Origin of the sequence: Citricoccus sp. (genome assembly GCF_035445025.1) — a bacterium.
GTDB lineage: Bacteria > Actinomycetota > Actinomycetes > Actinomycetales > Micrococcaceae > Citricoccus.
On the sequence record NZ_DAOMPX010000004.1, the window covers coordinates 98,399 to 117,109 of the forward strand.

Consider the following 18,711-nt stretch of genomic DNA (forward strand, 5'->3'; position numbering starts at 1 on the left):
CCACGGCCCGCCGTGACCACCCGAAGGGATCACCATGACCGAGAACCCCCAACAGCAGACCTCCAGCACCGGGACCGCCGCCATCGCCGGCGGTCCGCTGCGCCAGGCCGTGGTCATCGGCGGCAACAGGACGCCCTTCGCCCGTTCGCACGGCGCGTATGCCTCCGCGAGCAACAAGGACCTGCTGACCGCCGCACTGAACGGGCTGGTGGCCCGGTTCGGCCTGCAGGGGGAACGCATCGGGGAGGTCGCCGCCGGCGCCGTCATCAAGCACAGCCGCGACTTCAACCTGACCCGCGAGTCCGTCCTGGGCACCGTCCTCGACCACTCGACCCCGGCCCACGAGGTGCAGATCGCCTGCGCCACGGGCATGGAGGCCATCGGCGGGCTGGCCAACAAGATCCGCCTGGGCCAGCTCGACTCGGCGATCGGGGGAGGCGTGGACAGCATCTCCGACGCCCCCCTCGTCTTCAACGACGCCGCCCGGTCCGTCCTGATGGACCTGAACCGCGCGCGCACCGTCCAGGACCGGATCAAGGCCGTCCTGAGGTTCCGCCCCGGCCACCTGGCACCGGAGGCCCCCGGCACGGAGGAGCCCCGCACCGGCCTGTCCATGGGCGAGCACCAGGCCCGTACCACCCACCGCTGGGGCATCACCCGCCAGGCCCAGGACGAACTGGCCCTGGCCAGCCACCACCACATGGCCGCCGCCTACGACCGGGGCTTCTTCGACGACCTCGTCACCCCCTTCGGCACGCTCACCCGGGACAACAACCTGCGGGCGGACAGCACCCTGGAGAAGCTCGCCTCACTCAAGCCGGCCTTCGGCCGCGACCTGGGCGACGAGGCCACCATGACGGCCGGCAACTCCACGCCGTTGACGGACGGTGCCTCCGCCGTGCTCCTGGGCTCCGAGGACTGGGCCGCCGCACGTGGACTGCCGGTGCTGGCGGACTTCGTGGACTTCGAGACCGCGGCGGTGGACTTCGTCGACGGGCAGGAGGGACTGCTGATGGCCCCCGCCTACGCCGTGGCCCGACTGCTGCGGCGCCAGGGCCTGACCCTGCAGGACTTCGACTACTACGAGATCCACGAGGCGTTCGCCGGCACCGTGCTGGCCACGCTCAAGGCCTGGGAGGACGAGGAGTTCTGCCGCGAGCGGCTCGGCCTGGACGCCCCCCTCGGACCGATCGACCGGGCCCGGCTCAACGTCAACGGCTCCTCGCTGGCCGCCGGCCACCCCTTCGCGGCGACCGGGGGACGGATCACCGCCACGCTGGCCAAGATGCTCCACGAGAAGGGACCGGGCTCGCTCGGGCTGGTCTCCGTCTGCGCGGCGGGCGGCCAGGGCATCGTGGCGATCCTCCGAGGCCGCTGAGCCCCACCCCGCAACCCCCGCCCCGCAACCCCCTGCCCGCCACCTCCACCCGGCCCCCAGGAGCACAGATCCCGTGAGCACCGATTCCTACACCGCCCTCGTCAACCGGCCGCTGGGACACAGGCTGGCCCAGGCCCTCGGCCTGCCCCAGCCCGCCATCCTGCGCCGCCACCGGCCCGGAGCCCCCCTCGTGGAGGGTCCGGTGCTGGTCCTCGGCGGCGGCCCCGCCGCCGACGAGGCGGCCGCCCACCTGCTGGACTGGGGCCAGGACGTGCGGCGCCACCCGGCCACGCAGGACCGCTACGGGGCCGTCGTCGCCGCCTTCGACGACGTGTCCACCCCGGCCGACCTGTCCGCCACCGCCCTGGAGCTGGGGTCCGTCCAGCGCCAGCTGGGCGGCTCGGGGCGGGTGGTCACGGTGTACCGGGATCCGGCCGGCATCCCGGATCCGGCCGTCCGCGCCGCCCGCAAGGGCGTGGAGGGGCTGACCCGGTCCCTCGCTCACGAGATGCGCCACGGGGGCACGGCCAACGGGATCATCCTCGGGGAGGGCGTCTCGCTGGGGGCCCCGGGTGCCGCCGGCGCGCTGCGCTTCCTGCTCTCCGGGCGCAGCGCCTTCGTCTCCGGCCAGTTCATCCCGGTCGCCACCGACGGCGGTGCGACCCCCCGGGACTGGGACCGGCCCCTGGCGGGTCGGGTCGCCGTCGTCACCGGTGCCGCCCGGGGGATCGGTGCCGCCATCGCGGAGACGCTCCACCGCGACGGTGCGACGATCGTCGGGGTGGACGTCCCGGCCGCCGGTCAGGGGCTGGCCGACGTCGTGAACGCACTGTCCGGCAGTGCACTGCAACTGGACATCACCGCGCCGGATGCCGGCGAGCGGATCCTGGCGCACTGCCGGGAGCGCCACGGGCGAATGGACGTCGTGGTCCACAACGCCGGCATCACCCGGGACCGCAAGCTGGCGAACATGGACGCGGCCCGGTGGGACTCCGTCATCGCCGTGAACATCGAGTCCCAGCTGGCCATGAACCGCGTCTTCCTGGCGGCGGCCGGCAAGGGCGTCGTCGCGGCCGGGTTGCGCATCGCCTCGCTGGCCTCCACCTCGGGGATCGCGGGCAACGCCGGACAGACGAACTACGCGGCCTCCAAGGCGGGGGTCATCGGCATGGTCTCGGCCACCGCGCCGCTGATGACCGGTGGCGGGACCATCAACGCGGTGGCCCCCGGGTTCATCGAGACGGAGATGACCGCGAAGATCCCCTTCCTCACCCGTGAGGTGGCCCGCCGGATGAACTCGCTCTCCCAGGGCGGCCGGCCGGTCGACGTGGCCGAGGCCGTCTCCTTCCTCGTCTCCGACGCCGCCGGCGGGACCTCCGGCGCCACCCTGCGGGTGTGCGGCCAGGGGATCATGGGGGCCTGAGATGGAGCGCGAGACGATGACCCCACTGGCCACCAGCTACCGGGTGGCCCTGTCCACGGCCGCCCGGGATGCCCTGCTCAGGCGCCGCCGGACGCAGTCCCTGCCGGCGCGCACCCTCCTGGTGCACGACCACGTCATCGGTGAGGACCTCGTGACGGCCTACGCCGGGCTGTTCCCCGGCACCGGGCCACTGGACCCGGCCGACCTGCCCTCGGTCCTGGTGCACATCGCGGGCTTCCCGGCCGCCATGGACCTCATGGCACAGGCGGACTTCCCGTTGCCCCTGCTGGGGATGGTGCACCTGGAGAACCGGGTCCGGCACCACCGCCCCGTTCCCGCCGGGGTGCCGCTGGAGGTCGCCGCCTCGGCGACCGGCCTGGCGCCCCATCCCGCCGGTACCACCGTGGACCTGGTCATCACCGTGCACGGACCGGACGGCGACCGCCCCGGGGAGGGCCCCGTCCTGCTCTGGGAGGGGACCTCGACCTACCTGGGCCGGGGTGTCCGCCTGGCCGGGCATCCCCGGGCGGACCGCCTCCCACGCGAGGAATTCGCGGCCCCGGAGCTGACGGCGCGCTGGCGCCTGCCCGAGTCCACCGGTCGGGACTACGCCGCGGTCTCCGGGGACTACAACCCCATCCACCTCCATCCGCTCGCGGCGCGCGCCCTGGGCCAGAAGGGCATGATCGCGCACGGCATGTACCTGGCCGGACGGATGCTCGCGGGCCGCGAACCGGCCGGCGCCGGGCACTCCTGGTCGATCTCGTTCGCCACCCCGGTGCTGCTGCCCGGATCGGTGTCCCTGGGTGTCACGCGCTCCGGTGCGGGTACCGCCCGGGTCACCGAGGTGACGGCGTGGAACGCCAGGAGCGGCAAGCCGCACTTCACCGGCCGGATCGAGCCAGGGGGAGCGGCCTACAGCGATTCGTAGGCCGCGATCATCCGGTCGGCCATGGCGTCCCAGCTGAAACCCCGGGCCCGCCGTGCCGCGGCGGGCCCGAGCCCCTGCCAGGCCGCCGGATCGGCGGCGATCCGTCCCAGCTCGTCCGCCCAGGCGCCCGGATCCAGCCCGTCGACGAGCCGGCCGGTCTCACCGTCCGCCACCGCGTGGACCAGGCCGCCCACCCGGTGGGCGAGCACGGGGGTCCCGCAGGCCTGGGCCTCGAGCGCGACCAGGCCGAAGGACTCGGAGTAGCTCGGCACCGCGACGACGTCCGCGGCCCGGTACATCGCCGCCAACGCGTCCGCCGTGACGGGGCCGGAGGTCGTGGCACAGTCCGCGAGCCCCTCCTCCTCGATGAGGGCGGCCAGGTCGAGGTCCCCCCGGCCGGACGTGGCACCGGTCAGGTGCAGGGCCACCGTGGGCCCCTCGGGATGCCGGCGGCGGAACCGGCCCAGGGCACGGACGATGACCTGCGGGCCCTTGTGGCCCTGGACGCGTCCGGCGAACAGGACCTTCAGCGCTGCCGTGCGCCCGGGCCAGTCGACCCGTCCGTGGGGCGTGAAGACCTCCGTGTCCACGCCGGGCGGGATGACCTCGATGCGGTCCGCGGGGGCCGCGTAGTGGTCGATCAGCTCCTGGCGTTCGGCGGGCGTGTTGGCGATGAGCCGTGCGGCGGCCGAGGCGATCTGCTGCTCGGCCGCCTCCCGCTCCTCCGGTTCGGCGGATCGCCGGTCCCGGGCGTTCTTCACGGCGGCCATCGTGTGCATGGTGTGCACCAGGGGGGCGTCGAGGGAGCCCGCGACGGCCAGCCCGGCCAACCCCGAGAGCCAGTAGTGCGAGTGCACGATCCAGCGGCAGTCATCACCCTGGCAGCCCCCGGCCGCGGCCAGGACCCCCGGGGCGGCCGCCGCGAAGTCCCCCACCCAGCGGGGCAGCTCCTCCTTCGGGATCCGGGCGGCGGGTCCCGCCGGCACCGGGAGGACGGTGGCCCGCGCCGCACCGGGGGAGTCCGGCACCGGCAGGTCCTCCCGTCCCTGCCCGGCCCGCTCCCGACGGGTCAGCACCCACACCGGGTGCCCGGCGGCCGCGAGCCGCGTGGACAGGTGACGGACGTAGACGTTCATCCCGCCGGCGTCGCCCTGGCCGGGCTGGGCGGACGGCGAGGTGTGCAGGGACACCATCACGATGCCGAAGGGCTCCGGCCCGGAGGACCCGCTCATGGGTGGCCGTGCCTCAGTTCCCCGTCCACGGCGTCCAGCAGGCGGGCGAAACCGGGGACCGCGTCGAGGTCGTCGATCAGCACGGGGCGACCGGCGGCGTCGGCGAGGGGGATCTCCCAGTTGGGGTACTGGTCCTGGGTGGTACCGGGCTGGTTCTGGATCCTCGTCTCGCCCACGGCGTCGACCAGGGCGACGCCGTGCAGCATGGACGGGGCCTGGGCGAGGTACCGGTGCAGTCCCACCACGACGTCGGCCACCTGCTGGGGGTCGGACAGGTCCGGTTCGTCCCCGGCCGGCAGGTACCCCGCCTCACGGACGGCGCACAGGTAGGCGTCGCGCTCGGCGGCCGCACGGGCCCGCTCGTCCTCCGCGTCTCCCGCCAGCAGTCCCAGGCGCTCCCGCAGGTCCAGGTGGAGGCCGGCCAGGTACCCGGCCGTCGGGGGCAGGTCGTGCGTGTTGACCGAGGTCAGGCACTGGACCCGGTACTCGTGGGGCGGGCGCGGCCGGCCGTCAGACTGCTCGAACCACAGGATCGAGGTGCCCAGCAGTCCCCGGCGGGCCAGGTAGTCCTGGACCCACGGTTCGAAGGTGCCGAGGTCCTCGCCCACGACGACGGCCCCGGCCCGCTGGGCCTCCAGGACGAGGATGCCGACCATCGCCTCATGGTCGTAGGTCACGTAGGCACCCTCGGTCGGCGGTCCGCCCACGGGCACCCACCACAGGCGGAACAGGCCGAGGATGTGGTCGACGCGGATGCCGCCGGCGTGACGCAGGATGGAGCGCAGCATGTCCCGGTAGGCGCGGTACCCCGTCTCCTGGAGGCGTTCGGGGTGCCAGGGCGACTGGGACCAGTCCTGGCCCAGCTGGTTGTACATGTCCGGCGGGGCACCCACGGACATGGAGCCGACCAGCAGGTCCTGCAGCATCCAGGCGTCGGCGTTGTTCCGGTCCGCGCCCACGGCGAGGTCCTGCATCAGGCCCAGTCGCATGCCGGCGTCCCGGGCTGCGGACTGGGCGGACTCCAGCTGCGCGTCGCAGAGCCACTGCATCCATCGGTGGAAGTCCACCTCGTCGGCGAGCTGCTCCCGGTACCGCTCCGCCAGGGGCCCGCCGGGGACGAGCCCGGGTTCGTCCCACACCGGGTCGTCGTGTGCGAACTCCGAGCGCAGTGCGCACCAGAGGGCGAAGTCGTCCAGGCCCCCACCCTCGGCGCTGCAGTAGGCCCGGTAGGCCGCCGCGCGCTCGGCAGTCGGGGTCACCTCGTGGATCCAGCGCAGCGCCGTGAGCTTGGCCCCATAGACGGCGTTGCGGTCCAGGGCATCGGCGTCCGCGTTGTCCCGGCGCCTCTGCGCCCCGAGGGCGTCCACCTCGGACCGGCGCCCGGGATCGAGATCTTGGTACTCGGGCAGGTCCTCGATGCGCAGGTACATCGGGTTCAGGAAGCGGCGGGTCGAGGGGGAGTAGGGGGAGGAGACCACCGGGGGCGCCGGTGCGGTGGCATGCAGCGGGTTGGACAGGACGTAGTCCCCGCCGTGCGCGGCGGTCTGGACGGCCAGGCCGGCCAGGTCGCGGAGGTCACCGAGTCCCCAGGAACGCGTGGAGCGGGTGGAGTAGAGCTGGACGGCCAGCCCCCACCCCCGGCGGACCCCGAAGGTCTCGGCCGTGTCCAGCCGGTCGGGGACGACGATGAGGACCCCCTCGACGTCGTTGCCGTCCTCGAGGCGGGCGACGAGGGTGTGCCAGCCCAGGGGCAGGTCGGCGGGCAGCCGGAACGTGGCGCGGCCGACCAGCGCGCCGTCGACCGGCTCGGGCTCGGTGAAGTCCTCGAGCTGTTCCAGGTCCCGGCTGCCGCCGTCCTCCAGGCGCGCCCGGAGGGTCACGGCGCTGCCGTGGGGGACGTGGACGGCCACGGAACCGCCGGAGCCGGCGTGGGCCACCGTGGTGGGCGGCAGCACCCTGGTCCAGGGCTCGAGCCGGCGTCGTTCGATGGCCTCCTCCAGGCTGGCCCGGCCGTCGGGATCGACGTGGCAGCCCAGGGCGTCCAGGACGGCGGCGAGTGTCCGGTCCGCCACGGGATGCTCCAGCCCGTCATGCCCCCGGTAGGACGTCTGGACGCCGTAGGCGTGCGCAAGACGCTTCAGCAGGTCGCGGGCATCCGTCATGGCAGGTGGGCCTCTTTCACGTCCGGGAGCATCGGGGACTGCAGACGAGCCGGTCCCACAGTCCCGATTATGGCAGGGTGCCCGCGTCCCGGGTCGCCGCACCCCGGGGGCGTGTCCGCACGCGGGGTGCCCGGCCCGGAGACGACCGTGGGGCCGGTCGATGACCGGCCCCACGGGGTGACCCGGTGGTGACCGGGGTGTTCAGTGCGCGAGGGGGGACTTGAACCCCCACGCCCTTTCGGGCACAGCGACCTCAACGCTGCGCGTCTGCCAATTCCGCCACTCGCGCGCACTGTCTGCCACCTCGAAAGGCAGCGTTGAATATCCTAGCACGTCCCAGGAGGTGCCGTTGACCACCGCCCGGGACGGCAGGGGGCGGCGGGCGTCGATAGGGTGGTTCCCATGACCTCCGCGCCCCTTCCCGGCCCCGGCCTCCCGCAGGACTCCGCCTACCACGACGAGGTGGTCCGCATCTGCCGGGACCTGATCCGGATCGACACCTCCAACCACGGCGGCAACGTCTCCCGCGGCGAGCCGGAGGCGGCCGAGTACTGTGCGGCGCTGATGCGCGACGCCGGCATGGAGCCCCGGGTCTTCGAGTCCGCCCCCGGCCGGGCCTCCGTCGTGGGGCGCGTGGCCGGCTGGGACCGCCAGGCCCCGGCCCTCGTACTCCACGGGCACCTGGACGTGGTCCCCGCCGAGGCCTCCGAGTGGAGCGTGGACCCGTTCGCCGCCGAGCTCAGGGACGGCATGATCTGGGGCCGGGGGGCCGTGGACATGAAGGGCATGGACGCGATGATCCTCACCGTCCTGGGTGAGCTGCACCGTTCCGGCCGCCGGCCCCGTCGTGACCTCGTGGTCGCGTTCTTCGCCGACGAGGAGGCCGGCGGCGTGTACGGTGCCCGCTGGCTGGTGGACCACCACCCGGAACTCTTCGCCGGTGCCACGGAGGCCGTCAGCGAGGTCGGCGGGTTCTCCACGGAGATCCGGGGCCAGCGCGCCTACCTGCTCCAGACCGCGGAGAAGGGACTGGCCTGGCTGAACCTCACCGCCAGCGGAGCCCCAGGACACGGGTCCGGGGTCCATCCGGACAACGCGGTCACCCGGCTCTCCGGGGCCGTGCACCGGATCGGGCACCACGAGTGGCCCCTGCAGTACACGAAGACCACGCGGGCCCTGCTCGAACAGGTCGCGGAGATCTGTGGCGTGGAGTTCGACGAGACCGACCCCACCGCGCAGCTGGACGCCCTGGGCACCGCGGCCCGGTTCGTGGGCTCGACCCTGCGGAACAGCTCCAATCCGACCGGACTCACGGCCGGGTACAAGCACAACGTGATCCCGGGACGCGCCGAGGCCACCCTGGACGTGCGCTTCCTGCCGGGCCAGGAGGAGGAGGTCATGGACGTGCTGCGCGAACTGGCCGGAGACGGCGTCGACTTCGCCCACGAGCACCGGGACATCTCGCTGGAGGTGCCCTTCTCCGGAGACCTCGTCGACCTGATGGTGCGGTGCATCCAGGCCGAGGACCCCGGTGCCCCGGTGCTGCCGTTCATGATGTCCGGGGGGACCGACAACAAGTCGCTGTCCCGGCTCGGGATCGCCGGTTACGGATTCGCCCCCTTGCAGCTGCCGGCCGACCTCGACTTCACCGGCCTGTTCCACGGCATCGACGAGCGTGTCCCCGTCCAGTCCCTGGTCTTCGGGTGCCGGGTCCTGGCCCGCATGCTCGAACCGCGCTGACCCGCCGTGTCCGCCGGCCGCCGCTGGGCGCCGCCCGGCTCCGGCCCCGGCGTGAACCCCACCCCCTGTCCCGACGGAAGGATCACCCATGCCCGCCCCCTCCCATCCCCAGCTCGCCGCCGTCGGGACGGTGCTGACCGCGGACCTGCTGGCCGGCATCCGTGACCGGGCCGCCGGTTTCGACGAGGCCAACGCCTTCCCGCACGAGGACCTCCGGGCACTGGCCGCCGCCGGATACCTCGGCGCGCTGGCGCCCACCGGCGCGGGCGGACTGGGCTGGGACCTCGCGACCGTCGTCGCCGCCCAGCGGGTCCTGGCCATGCACTCCCCGGCCACGGCGCTGGCCGTGAACATGCACCAGATCTGGAACGGCGTGGCGTCCGTCCTGGCCCGCCGGGGTGACGACTCGTTGTCGTTCGTCCATCGCGAGTCGGCCGCCGGGGAGGTCTTCGCCTTCGGCATCTCCGAGGCGGGCAACGACGCCGTGCTGTTCGACTCCGACACGGTCGCCGAGCCCGTGGGCGACGGGTCCTACCGCTTCACGGGGACCAAGATCTTCACCACCCTGTCCCCGGCCTGGACCCGGCTGGGGGTCTTCGGCAAGACCCCGGACGGCGAGCAGCTGGTCTTCGGCTTCCTCGACCGCACCGCACCGGGCTGGAGCGCCGACGCATCCGCCTGGGACATGCTCGGCATGCGGGCCACCCACTCGCACACCACTCGCCTCGAGGGGGCGCCGGTCCCGGCCGAGCGGATCGTGCGGCACATCCCCACCGGCCCGAACGCGGACCCGCTGACGTTCGGCATCTTCGCCTCCTTCCTCACCCTGGTGGCCGCCGTCTACACCGGGATCGGGGACCGGGCGGTCGAGCTGGCCGTGCAGAACCTGGGCCGGCGCACCTCGAAGGTCACGGGTCAGGCCCTGTCGCAGGATCCGGTGCTGCGCTACAAGACCGCGGAGGCGTCACTGCGCCAGCTCGCGGTGGACGCCCAGCTGCGCTCGGTCGCCGCTGACCTCGACGCCGGCGCGGACCTGGGCGCGGAGTGGTTCCCCCGCCTCGTGGCCGCCAAGACCCTGGCCGTCCGCACGGCGAAGGCCCAGGCGGACTTCGCCCTCGAGGCCTCCGGTGGGGCGTCCTATCATCGCGGCAACGAACTGTCCCGGATCTACCGTGATGTCATGGCCGGGGTCTTCCATCCCTCGGACGACGAGTCCGCGCACACCACGCTGGCGAACTTCATGCTCGGCCCGCTGGAGTAGGGGAGCAGGTCAGGCCGGCAGCGTGGACTGCACCCGGATGATCCGCCGCCGCATCCAGTACCGGCGGGTGCCGCCGCGGTAGAGGATCGTGCGCTGCAGTTCCCACTTGCCGTACTCGGCGTGCTCCACCACCCGGCGCCGGGCCTCGGCGAGCGAGTCCCGGGGGGCGACCGTCATCACGAGGTACTCCCAGTTGTTCCGCCGGCTGATCGAGTCCAGTCCGCTGGTCAGCTCGCGTTCCTGCATGGTTCTCCTCCCGGTTCCGACACATGGGGCCCCAGACGTGAAAACCCTATGCCAGACCTCGAGCGAGCGGCTACCGTGGGGGCCATGAGCATCGATCCGCGCGTGGCCCTGGAGGCCCTGGTTTCCGCATTCCAAGAGCATCTGGCGGCCGCGACCGGCAAGCGTGACGATGACGATCCCGCGGTCGAGGCGGCGTTCTTCAGCGTGGCGGACGCCTTCGAGGCGTACGAGGACGCGCTCTATGCGGCGACCGGTGAGTTCACGCCGCTGGACGTCTACGACGATGACGAAGACGACGACGACAGCGACGACGCGCTGGAGGACGAGGACGACCTCGAGCCCATCGACTGATCGACCGGACCGCCGGGCCCCTCGTCCCGGGGGATGATCTTCCCCACGCCGCGACGCCACGGCAGGGTCGCGGGCCCGGTCAGGACCCGGTGGTGCCGTAGGGTTCTCTGATGTGAACTGGTTAGAAGCGATCATCCTGGGGCTGGTCCAGGGACTGACGGAATTCCTCCCCATCTCCTCCTCCGCCCACCTGAGGATCGTCGGGGAGTTCCTGCCGGGGGCCGCAGACCCGGGCGCCGCGTTCACCGCCATCACGCAGATCGGCACCGAGCTGGCCGTGCTGATCTTCTTCTGGAAGGACATCGTCCGGATCATCTCCCGGTGGTTTCGCTCCCTCACCGGCTCCGTGCCCCGCAACGATCCCGACGCCCGCATGGGCTGGCTGATCATCATCGGCTCCATCCCGATCGGCCTCGCCGGACTGCTCTTCGAGGACTACATCGACACCTCGTTCCGCTCGCTGTGGATCGTGGCCACCACCCTGATCGTCTTCGGCCTGCTGCTGGCCGTGGCCGACTCCCTGGGCCGCCAGGTCAAGCCGCTGGAGAAGCTGACCGTGCGCGACGGCATCCTCTACGGACTCGCCCAGATGATGGCCCTGATCCCGGGGGTCTCCCGGTCGGGCGGGACCATCACCATGGGCCTGGCGCTGGGGTACACCCGCGAGGCCGCCACCCGTTACGCCTTCCTGCTGGCGGTGCCGGCGGTGTTCGCCTCCGGGTTCTACAAGCTGTTCAAGGCCCTCGCCGAACCGGGCCAGCAGGGCGCCTACGGAATGGGGGAGACGTTGGTTGCGACGGTCGTCGCCTTCGTGGTGGGCTACGTCGTCATCGGCTGGCTCATGCGCTTCATCTCCACCAACTCGTTCAAGCCCTTCGTCTGGTACCGCATCGGCCTGGGCGTGATGCTGTACATCCTGCTCGGCCTGGGTGTCATCAGCGCCTGACCGCCACCCACCGTCCGAAGAGCCTGTCCTGAACCCCGAGAAGCTGAGGAACACCGAGCCCCACATGGAATCCTGGAACACGCCGCTGCCGGCACTGCTGCCCGTCCAGCCCGACCGGTTGAAGATCCACGACACCGCCGCGCAGTCGCAGCGCCACCCCGGGAACCTCGCCGAGGCCTCCCTGTACGTCTGCGGCATCACCCCCTACGACGCCACCCACCTGGGCCACGCGAACACCTACGTGGCCTTCGACCTGCTGAACCGGTACTGGCGCGCCTGCGGCCTGCCGGTGACCTACGTGCAGAACGTCACCGACGTGGACGACCCGCTGCTGGAGCGTGCCGAGGCCACCGGCGTGGACTGGCGCGAGCTCGCCGCCAGCCAGACCGAGCTGTTCCGTTCGGACATGGAGGCGCTCAACGTGCTGGCCCCCGACCACTACGTGGGGGCCACCGAGACCGTGGACTGGGTGGTGGGCGCCGTCGAGGCGCTCGTGGCCAACGGGACCGCCTACACCGTGCCGGGCACGGGCCCAGACCCCGATGGTGACGTCTACTTCTCGATCGAGGCCGCCGAGAGTGCCACGCACTGGACGCTGGGCAGCGTGGGCCGGCTGGACGCCGCCGAGATGGAACGGGTGTTCCCGGAACGCGGCGGAGACCCCGACCGGCCCGGCAAGCGCCATCCGCTCGATCCGCTGCTCTGGCGGGTGGCCCGGCCAGGCGAACCGACCTGGGACGGCGGGTCCCTGGGATCCGGCCGGCCGGGCTGGCACATCGAGTGCTCGGCGATCGCCCGGCGCCTGCTGCCGGTCCCGTTCACGGTCCAGGGCGGAGGGTCTGACCTGCGCTTCCCCCATCACGAGTTCAGTGCCGCCCACGCCACGGCCGGAGACGGCAAGCCGCTGGCGCAGGCCTTCGTCCACGCCGGGATGGTCGGACTGGACGGGGAGAAGATGTCGAAGTCCCTCGGCAACCTCGTCCTGGTCTCCGAGCTGCTCCGTTACGGTGCGGAGGCGGCCGCCATCCGGACAGCCCTGCTGGCCAACCACTACCGCAGCGACTGGGAGTGGACCGATGACCAGCTGAGCCGCTCCACCGAACGCCTGTCCCAGTGGCGGCGGGCGCTGACCGCCGAGGAGTCCGGCGACGGGGTGTCCGTACTGACCGCGATGCACCGCTGCCTCTCGCAAGACCTCGACGCGCCCGCGGCCCTGGCGGAACTCGACGCCTGGGCCGACCGTGCCGCCGCCCGCGGCACGGTCGGTTCCGCCCCTGCCCCGGGGCCGGCGACCCCGGACGTGCGGACCGTCGTCACCTCCCTGCTCGGGATCCAGCTCTAGGCTCCCCCGCCGCCCGCAGCCGGGTCCGGGAACCTCAGTGTCACGCCCTGCTCCAGCGGGGTGTCCGCCGAGGACCCGCCCACATGGACCCGGTAGCGGCCGTCGGGCGTGGTCCATGCGCCGTCGGCCCAGTTCTCGAGGAACTCGGGGTCGGTGGGCGCGAAGTAGGAGAAGGGGTGGTTGGAGTCGGCCACGCCGATCCGCACCGAGACCTGCGTCCGCTCACCCGGCCGGAGGGTGACCTTCTCGAAGCCGACCAGGCGCTTCGCGGGCTGACCGGCCTCGTCCGGCAGGGTCAGGTAGACCTGGGCGGCCTCCGCGCCGGTCACCTCGCCGGTGTTCGTGACCGTGAAGGAGACGTCCAGGCCGCCGTTGCCGTTCACGGGGCCCACCCGGAGCCCGTCGTAGGCGAACGACGTGTAGGACAGCCCGTGGCCGAAGGCGAACACCGGTTCCTCGTCATGGGCCTCGTACCAGCGGTAGCCCATCTCCAGGCCCTCGGTGTACCGGGCGATCAACTGGTCGGAACCGTCACCGTAGGGACCCGGGCCGCCGGGCTTCCCGGTGTCCTGGCGGGTCCCGGGGTACTGTTCCCGCGTGGCGAAGGCCGCCTCCCGTTCGGTGGTCCCGAACGTCATCGGGAGCTTGCCGGAGGGGTTGACCTCGCCGTAGAGCAGGCCGGCCACCGCGTTGCCGTCCTCCATGCCCGGGAACCAGGCCTCCAGGACGGCGGGGACGTCGTCCAGCCAGGGCATGATGACCGTCCCGGAGGTCTTGAGCACCACGGCCGTGTTCTCGGCGTTGGCGTCCAGGACGGCCTCGATCAGCGGTTCCTGCTCCACCCAGTCCTCACCGTCCCGGGAGGGGTCGAGGTCGATCGGGGGGAAGCCGAGGGTCTGCCGGTCCACGGTCTCGTGGGGGTTGTCGCCGATCATCAGCAGCACCACGTCGGACGCCGCGGCCAGCTCGGCGGCCGCCTGCGGGTCCCGGCCGTCGTCGTAGGTGACGCGGGTGTCATGACCGAGGTCGGTGATGACGTTCTCCAGGCCCTCCTGGGGGGTCACCGTGTAGGCCGTCTCCACATTCTCGTTGTTGTCCCGGACGGACCGGGGGGACAGCTTCGCCTCACCGGCGAACCACTCCACCCCGATCAGGGCGATCGAGGTGGTCTCGCCGTCCAGCGGCAGGAACCCGTCCTCGTTCTTCAGCAGCACGGCACCGGACTCGGCCATCCGCCGGGCGCTGGCGCCGTTGGCGTCCAGGTCCACGATCTCCGGCCGGAAACGGTCATAGGGCTCGTCCATGTGGCCGTACCCGATCATCTCCACGTACCGCGGCCGGAGCAGCTCGTCGATGTCGGCCTCGGTGACCGCCCCGGCGTCGATGGCGGCCTTGACCCTCGCCGGGGTGTAGTACTGCGGCGCCCAGTCGAGTTCGACGCCCGTCCCGGCCGTGACCGCGGCGGCGGTGTCATGGATCGCCCTCCGGTCGCTCATGACCCAGCCGTCGAAGTCCCAGTCGTCCCGCAACGCGTCCTGGAGCAGCTCGGGACTGTCACAGGCGTAGGTGCCGTTGACGTCCGGGAACGAGCACATCACGGACGCCGGGTCGGCGTCCTGCACGGTCATCTCGAACGGCATCATGTAGAGCTCGTTCATGGCCTGTGCGGGGACCTGGACGCCCATGGTCCACCGCTCGGTCTCCTGCTCGTTGCCGGCCAGGTGCTTCACCTGGGCCTGGACGCCCTCGCCCTGGATGCCCCTGACCTGTTCGGTCGCGAGGCTGCCCGTGAGGTACGGGTCCTCGCTGAAGTACTCGTAGTTCCGGCCCCCGTAGGGGTGGCGCACCAGGTTCATGCCCGGGCCGAGCATGACCTGGTGGGCGAACGCCTTGGTCTCCTCGCCCAGGATGCGCCCGGCCTCGAGGTTGAGGCCGCGGTCGAAGGTCGCCGCCAGGGCGAGGGTGGAGGGAAGGCCCGTGGCCTGCGGGTCGTTGCCGCACGAGCCGCCCTTGACGCCCGTGCCGCCATTGGTCATCCGGACGGTCGGGATCCCCAGTTCGTCGATGCCGCGGATCTGCCGCCCCGTGTCCTGCCACTCACAGCCCGGCAGGGTGCCCTGGGGCGGGAAGACGCCGTTCTGGTAGGCATTGTTCCCGCTCCGGTTGATGACCACCGGATCACCCGTGTCGTTCTCGTTGAAGCGCGAGACGGCGATCTGCTGGATCTTCTGGTCCAGCGTCATCGCGTCCAGCAACGCCTCCGTGCGGTCCTGGGCCGTGCGCCGGGGGTCCAGCCAGGGCCTGTCCGTGATGGCGGGCGGGGCCGCCAGGCCGCCGCCGGTCGTCAGGACCGCCGCGCTGACGAGCGCCGTAGCGCCCAGGATCGTCCGTCGTGCCGTTGAGGTCTTCACTGTCATGCAGCTCCTTGACGACCACCGGTCGCCGGATGTGCCCTGGTCCGCTGCGGGTGTGACCGCGGGGCGGGACGAGGGCAGGAATGGAGGCCCGGGAGATGCCGGTGACGGGAGGGGGTGAGGCCGAGGTCCCGGGTCGGCTGGGGGATGGTTCTCGGTCTGGAGAGGTGTTCCGCCCTCGAGAACCGACAGCGCGTCAGCGCGCTGCGATGATGGGTGAGCCCTTCTCGTCGATGCACCTGGACGACTGCCCCTGAGACGGCATCGACACCGGCCTGCGCGAGGATCGGACCCGTGACCGGGAGGATGCCGATGGCGTGTTCCGGTCCTCGCCGGAACCCTACCGCCGGTGGCTGCCGACCCGCCAGCCCTGCGGCGGGATCAGTCCTGGCGCCGCCGGCGCAGGTACCGCTCGAACTCCCGGGCGATCGCCTCGCCCGTGGCCTCCGGAAGGTCCTCGGTGTCACGTGCCCGTTCGAGCTGCTCCACGTAGGCGGCCACGTCCGGGTCCTCACCGGCCAGCTCGTTGACCCCGCGTTCCCAGGCCTGGGCGTCCTCGGCGAGCGGCTTGAGGTCGATGGTGAGCTGGAGAATGTCCTCCAGCCGGCGCAGCAGCGCCAGCTCGGCCTTCGGCGAGGGGGCCTGCGAGACGTAGTGCGGGACGGTGGCCCACACCGAGACCGTCGGCAGGCCCGCCCGCGCGGCGGTGTCCGTGATGACCCCGACGATTCCGGTGGGTCCCTCGTACGTGGGGCGCCGCGCACCGAGCAGTTCACGCAATTCGGGATCGGCGCTGGACGGCGAGGCCGGCAGCGGCCGCGTGTGGGGCACGTCCGCCAGCAGTGCCCCGAGCATCACCACCGCGTCCACGTTCTGCTCGGCCGCGTGGGTCAGCAGCTCCGCGGTGAACGCCTGCCAGCGGTAGCTGGGCTCGGCCCCGCTGACCAGCAGCAGGTCGACGCCGTCCGGCCCGGTCGTGGCGCGGTACATGCGGGTCTGCGGCCAGGACAGCGTGCCGAGGCCGTCGGCGTCGCGCACCACGGTGGGACGAGTGAACTGGTAGTCGTAGTAGTCCCCGTCGGTCAGGGAGCCGGCGGACGAGGCGCCGAGCTGTCGCCGCAGCAACTCGATCGCGTCGGTGGCGGCCTCGCCGGCGTCGTTCCAGCCCTCGAAGGCGGCGACGAGGATCACCGGCCGACGCCCGGAGACGGACCCGGCCAGGTGGTCGGGAAGCCCGCGGGGGTGGTTCCTGTCGTCCTTCTTCTCGTCCTGCGCCATGACAGCCACCCTAGACCCGTGCGTCAGGGCCGTGCCAGACGTGAGCCTGCCGCCCCGCTGCCGTGCGCCCCCGTAGACTGGAGGCCATGTCCACCCCTGATGAGGCCGCAGGCCGGCGCCGTCCAGACGCGATGCCCGCCGCCGTGTTCTGGGACATGGACGGCACCATCGTGGACACCGAGCCCCTGTGGAACGAGAGCCAGCGGCGCCTCGTGAAGGAGGCCGGCGGCACCTGGACGCACGCCCTCGCGCAGTCGCTGGTGGGCCAGGCACTCGACCACGGCGCCCGGTTGCTGCAGCAGGCCGGGGTGCGCCTCGGCGTGGAGGAGATCATCGGCCACACCATGGGCGATGTCATCGACGGCATCAAGCGCTCCGTCCCCTGGCGTCCGGGCGCCCGCGAGCTGCTCGCCGCACTGCGCGCGGCGGGCGTGCCCAGCGCCCTGGTGACCATGTCCCACGCGCCGCTGGCCGGCGTCGTCGCCGCGGCCATGCCCGCGGGGTCCTTCGAGTTCCTGGTCACCGGAGACATGGTGCTGCGCGGCAAGCCCCACCCGGAGCCGTACGCCACGGCCTTCGACGTCATGGCCCGCCGGGTGGACGGGCTGCAGCGACCGCGGTGCGTGGCGATCGAAGACTCGTTGCCCGGCCTGGAGTCCGCCGCCGCGGCGGGACTGCCGGTCGTGGCCGTGCCGCACGTGATGCCCCTGCCGGCCGATCCCCGCTGGGAGCACTGGACCTCGCTGGCCGGACGCCTCCCGGCGGACCTGGGACGCGTGGCCCGCCAGATGGCCGGCGGTCCGGACCGGCCCCTGGCACCCGTGGCCGGCGGCCCGCACGGAAGCACCCCGTGACCGGGCCCGCCCGGGCCGCCGGTGCGGACACCGGTCCGCAGCGCAGCGGCATGCTCCGGCTGGGACGACTGCTCGGCGTCCCGGTCTACCTGTCCTGGAGCTGGTCGCTCATCGCCCTGTTCGTCGTGCTGCTGTTCGGTCCGCAGGTCGCCCGGCTCTTCCCCGAGCTGGGCTGGGGAGCCTACGGGATCGCGTTCCTCTACGCCGTCCTGCTGCTGTTCTCCGTCCTGGCCCACGAGCTCGCCCACGCCGGCAGTGCCCGCCTGTTCCGCTGGCCCACCACGGAGATCGTGCTGAACCTGTGGGGCGGGCACACCCAGTTCGGGGCCTTCCAGGCCAGCCCGGGCAAGTCCCTCGTCACGGCCCTGGCCGGACCGGCGGCCAACGTGGTGCTGGCCCTGGCCGGCCAGCTCCTGATGGCCACGTGGCAGCCGGACGGCGTCGCGAGCCTGCTGCTGGGCATCTTCACCTACGCGAACTGGCTGGTGGCGATCTTCAACGCCCTGCCGGGGCTGCCGCTGGACGGCGGGCGCATCGTCGAGTCCGCCGTGTGGGCGATCACCGGCGACCAGGACCGCGGCACCATCGCCGCCGGCTGGGCCGGCCGGGTCATCGTGGCGGCCCTGGTGGTCGCCGTCGTGGTGGTGCCGTTGCTGCAGGGCAGGCAGGCGGACATCCCCCTGATCGTCATCCTCGTGATGGTCGGCTACTTCCTGTGGACCGGTGCCACGGAGGCGATCCGCGGGGCGCAGCTGAGACTGCGGGTTCCCACCCTGACCGCGGCCCAGCTCATGCACCCGGCCGTCGGCCTGCCGGCCACCGTCACCGTGGCCGAGGTCCTGGACCGTCCGGCCGGTGCCCGCGCGGTCCTCGTCTCGCCCGCGGGAGTGCCGGAGGCCGTCGTCGACGAGCCGGCCCTGGCCTCGGTCCGGGACACCGAGGCGCCCGTCGTACCCGCCGCGGCCGTGGCGCGGGCGCTGGCGCCGGGAGCCATCGTGCGCGCCACCGACGCCGGCCGTCCCCTCGTGGACCGGCTCGCCGCGGTGGACGGGGCCGAATACGCTGTACTGGCTCCCGACGGCACGGTGTGCGGCGTCCTGCGCCAGCCCGACGTCGTCGCGTGGCTGACCACGGGCCGCACGCGCTGAGACAC

Annotated in this window: 15 protein-coding genes and 1 tRNA gene; 10 read left to right on the plus strand and 6 right to left on the minus strand. The window is 72.6% G+C overall.

The window, feature by feature from the left end; all coding sequences use genetic code 11:
• Nucleotides 1-34 precede the first annotated feature (34 nt).
• The 3 genes from PLJ28_RS02865 (at nt 35) to PLJ28_RS02875 (ending at nt 3,732) form a co-directional block, all read left to right on the plus strand.
• On the plus strand, nt 35-1,378 hold the full coding sequence (locus tag PLJ28_RS02865; protein WP_298045458.1) for an acetyl-CoA C-acetyltransferase: 1,344 nt from the start codon (nt 35-37) through the stop codon (nt 1,376-1,378).
• Nucleotides 1,379-1,451: 73 nt separating this feature from the next.
• Nucleotides 1,452-2,801, plus strand: coding sequence for a 3-oxoacyl-ACP reductase (locus PLJ28_RS02870; RefSeq protein ID WP_183525896.1), 1,350 nt, complete (start codon nt 1,452-1,454; stop codon nt 2,799-2,801).
• A 1-nt stretch (nt 2,802) separates the two neighbouring features.
• On the plus strand, nt 2,803-3,732 hold the full coding sequence (locus tag PLJ28_RS02875; RefSeq protein ID WP_255459426.1) for a MaoC family dehydratase: 930 nt from the start codon (nt 2,803-2,805) through the stop codon (nt 3,730-3,732).
• On the opposite strand, the gene PLJ28_RS02880 is transcribed toward PLJ28_RS02875, so the two are convergent.
• The 3 genes from PLJ28_RS02880 to PLJ28_RS02890 all read right to left on the minus strand — a co-directional run bounded on the left by PLJ28_RS02880 (nt 3,717) and on the right by PLJ28_RS02890 (nt 7,415).
• Nucleotides 3,717-4,964, minus strand: a complete 1,248-nt coding sequence (locus tag PLJ28_RS02880) for a glycosyltransferase (RefSeq protein ID WP_298045460.1) — start codon at nt 4,962-4,964, stop codon at nt 3,717-3,719. The genes PLJ28_RS02875 and PLJ28_RS02880 overlap by 16 nt on opposite strands.
• Nucleotides 4,961-7,126, minus strand: coding sequence for a 4-alpha-glucanotransferase (gene malQ, locus PLJ28_RS02885; RefSeq protein ID WP_255459428.1), 2,166 nt, complete (start codon nt 7,124-7,126; stop codon nt 4,961-4,963). The genes PLJ28_RS02880 and malQ overlap by 4 nt, the downstream gene beginning before the upstream one ends.
• A gap of 205 nt (nt 7,127-7,331) precedes the next feature.
• Nucleotides 7,332-7,415: transfer RNA gene (locus tag PLJ28_RS02890), tRNA-Leu, on the minus strand.
• A 113-nt stretch (nt 7,416-7,528) separates the two neighbouring features.
• Here PLJ28_RS02890 and PLJ28_RS02895 point away from each other — a divergent pair.
• Together PLJ28_RS02895 and PLJ28_RS02900 are read left to right on the plus strand one after the other, a co-directional pair.
• Nucleotides 7,529-8,866, plus strand: a complete 1,338-nt coding sequence (locus PLJ28_RS02895; RefSeq protein WP_298045463.1) for a M20/M25/M40 family metallo-hydrolase — start codon at nt 7,529-7,531, stop codon at nt 8,864-8,866.
• An 88-nt stretch (nt 8,867-8,954) separates the two neighbouring features.
• The gene (locus PLJ28_RS02900) at nt 8,955-10,127 is read left to right on the plus strand and encodes an acyl-CoA dehydrogenase family protein (RefSeq protein WP_183525955.1); all 1,173 of its coding nucleotides are present in this window, start codon (nt 8,955-8,957) and stop codon (nt 10,125-10,127) included.
• A 9-nt stretch (nt 10,128-10,136) separates the two neighbouring features.
• Here the strand turns inward: PLJ28_RS02900 and PLJ28_RS02905 are convergent, their stop codons facing one another.
• On the minus strand, nt 10,137-10,373 hold the full coding sequence (locus tag PLJ28_RS02905; RefSeq protein WP_010142684.1) for a DUF5703 family protein: 237 nt from the start codon (nt 10,371-10,373) through the stop codon (nt 10,137-10,139).
• Between the two features lie 84 nt (nt 10,374-10,457).
• Here PLJ28_RS02905 and PLJ28_RS02910 point away from each other — a divergent pair, with 84 nt between their 5' ends.
• The 3 genes from PLJ28_RS02910 to mshC all read left to right on the plus strand — a co-directional run bounded on the left by PLJ28_RS02910 (nt 10,458) and on the right by mshC (nt 13,012).
• Nucleotides 10,458-10,724, plus strand: a complete 267-nt coding sequence (locus tag PLJ28_RS02910; protein WP_183525958.1) for a hypothetical protein — start codon at nt 10,458-10,460, stop codon at nt 10,722-10,724.
• A gap of 112 nt (nt 10,725-10,836) precedes the next feature.
• The gene (locus tag PLJ28_RS02915) at nt 10,837-11,670 is read left to right on the plus strand and encodes an undecaprenyl-diphosphate phosphatase (RefSeq protein WP_183525961.1); all 834 of its coding nucleotides are present in this window, start codon (nt 10,837-10,839) and stop codon (nt 11,668-11,670) included.
• 64 nt (nt 11,671-11,734) lie between these two features.
• A complete protein-coding gene (gene mshC, locus PLJ28_RS02920) occupies nt 11,735-13,012 on the plus strand; it encodes a cysteine--1-D-myo-inosityl 2-amino-2-deoxy-alpha-D-glucopyranoside ligase (RefSeq protein ID WP_183525963.1) in 1,278 nt (425 codons plus the stop codon).
• Here the strand turns inward: mshC and PLJ28_RS02925 are convergent.
• A complete protein-coding gene (locus PLJ28_RS02925; protein ID WP_183525966.1) occupies nt 13,009-15,429 on the minus strand; it encodes a beta-glucosidase family protein in 2,421 nt (806 codons plus the stop codon). The genes mshC and PLJ28_RS02925 overlap by 4 nt on opposite strands.
• 378 nt (nt 15,430-15,807) lie before the next feature.
• Entirely contained in the window at nt 15,808-16,704 is an 897-nt protein-coding gene (locus PLJ28_RS02930; protein WP_010142690.1) for a PAC2 family protein, read from the minus strand.
• A gap of 86 nt (nt 16,705-16,790) precedes the next feature.
• Between PLJ28_RS02930 and PLJ28_RS02935 the strand changes: the two genes are divergently transcribed.
• Complete coding sequence (locus tag PLJ28_RS02935) at nt 16,791-17,558, plus strand: HAD family hydrolase (protein WP_255459430.1); 768 nt, start codon at nt 16,791-16,793, stop codon at nt 17,556-17,558.
• On the plus strand, nt 17,555-18,706 hold the full coding sequence (locus tag PLJ28_RS02940) for a site-2 protease family protein (protein WP_183525970.1): 1,152 nt from the start codon (nt 17,555-17,557) through the stop codon (nt 18,704-18,706). The genes PLJ28_RS02935 and PLJ28_RS02940 overlap by 4 nt, the downstream gene beginning before the upstream one ends.
• Nucleotides 18,707-18,711: the final 5 nt, after the last annotated feature.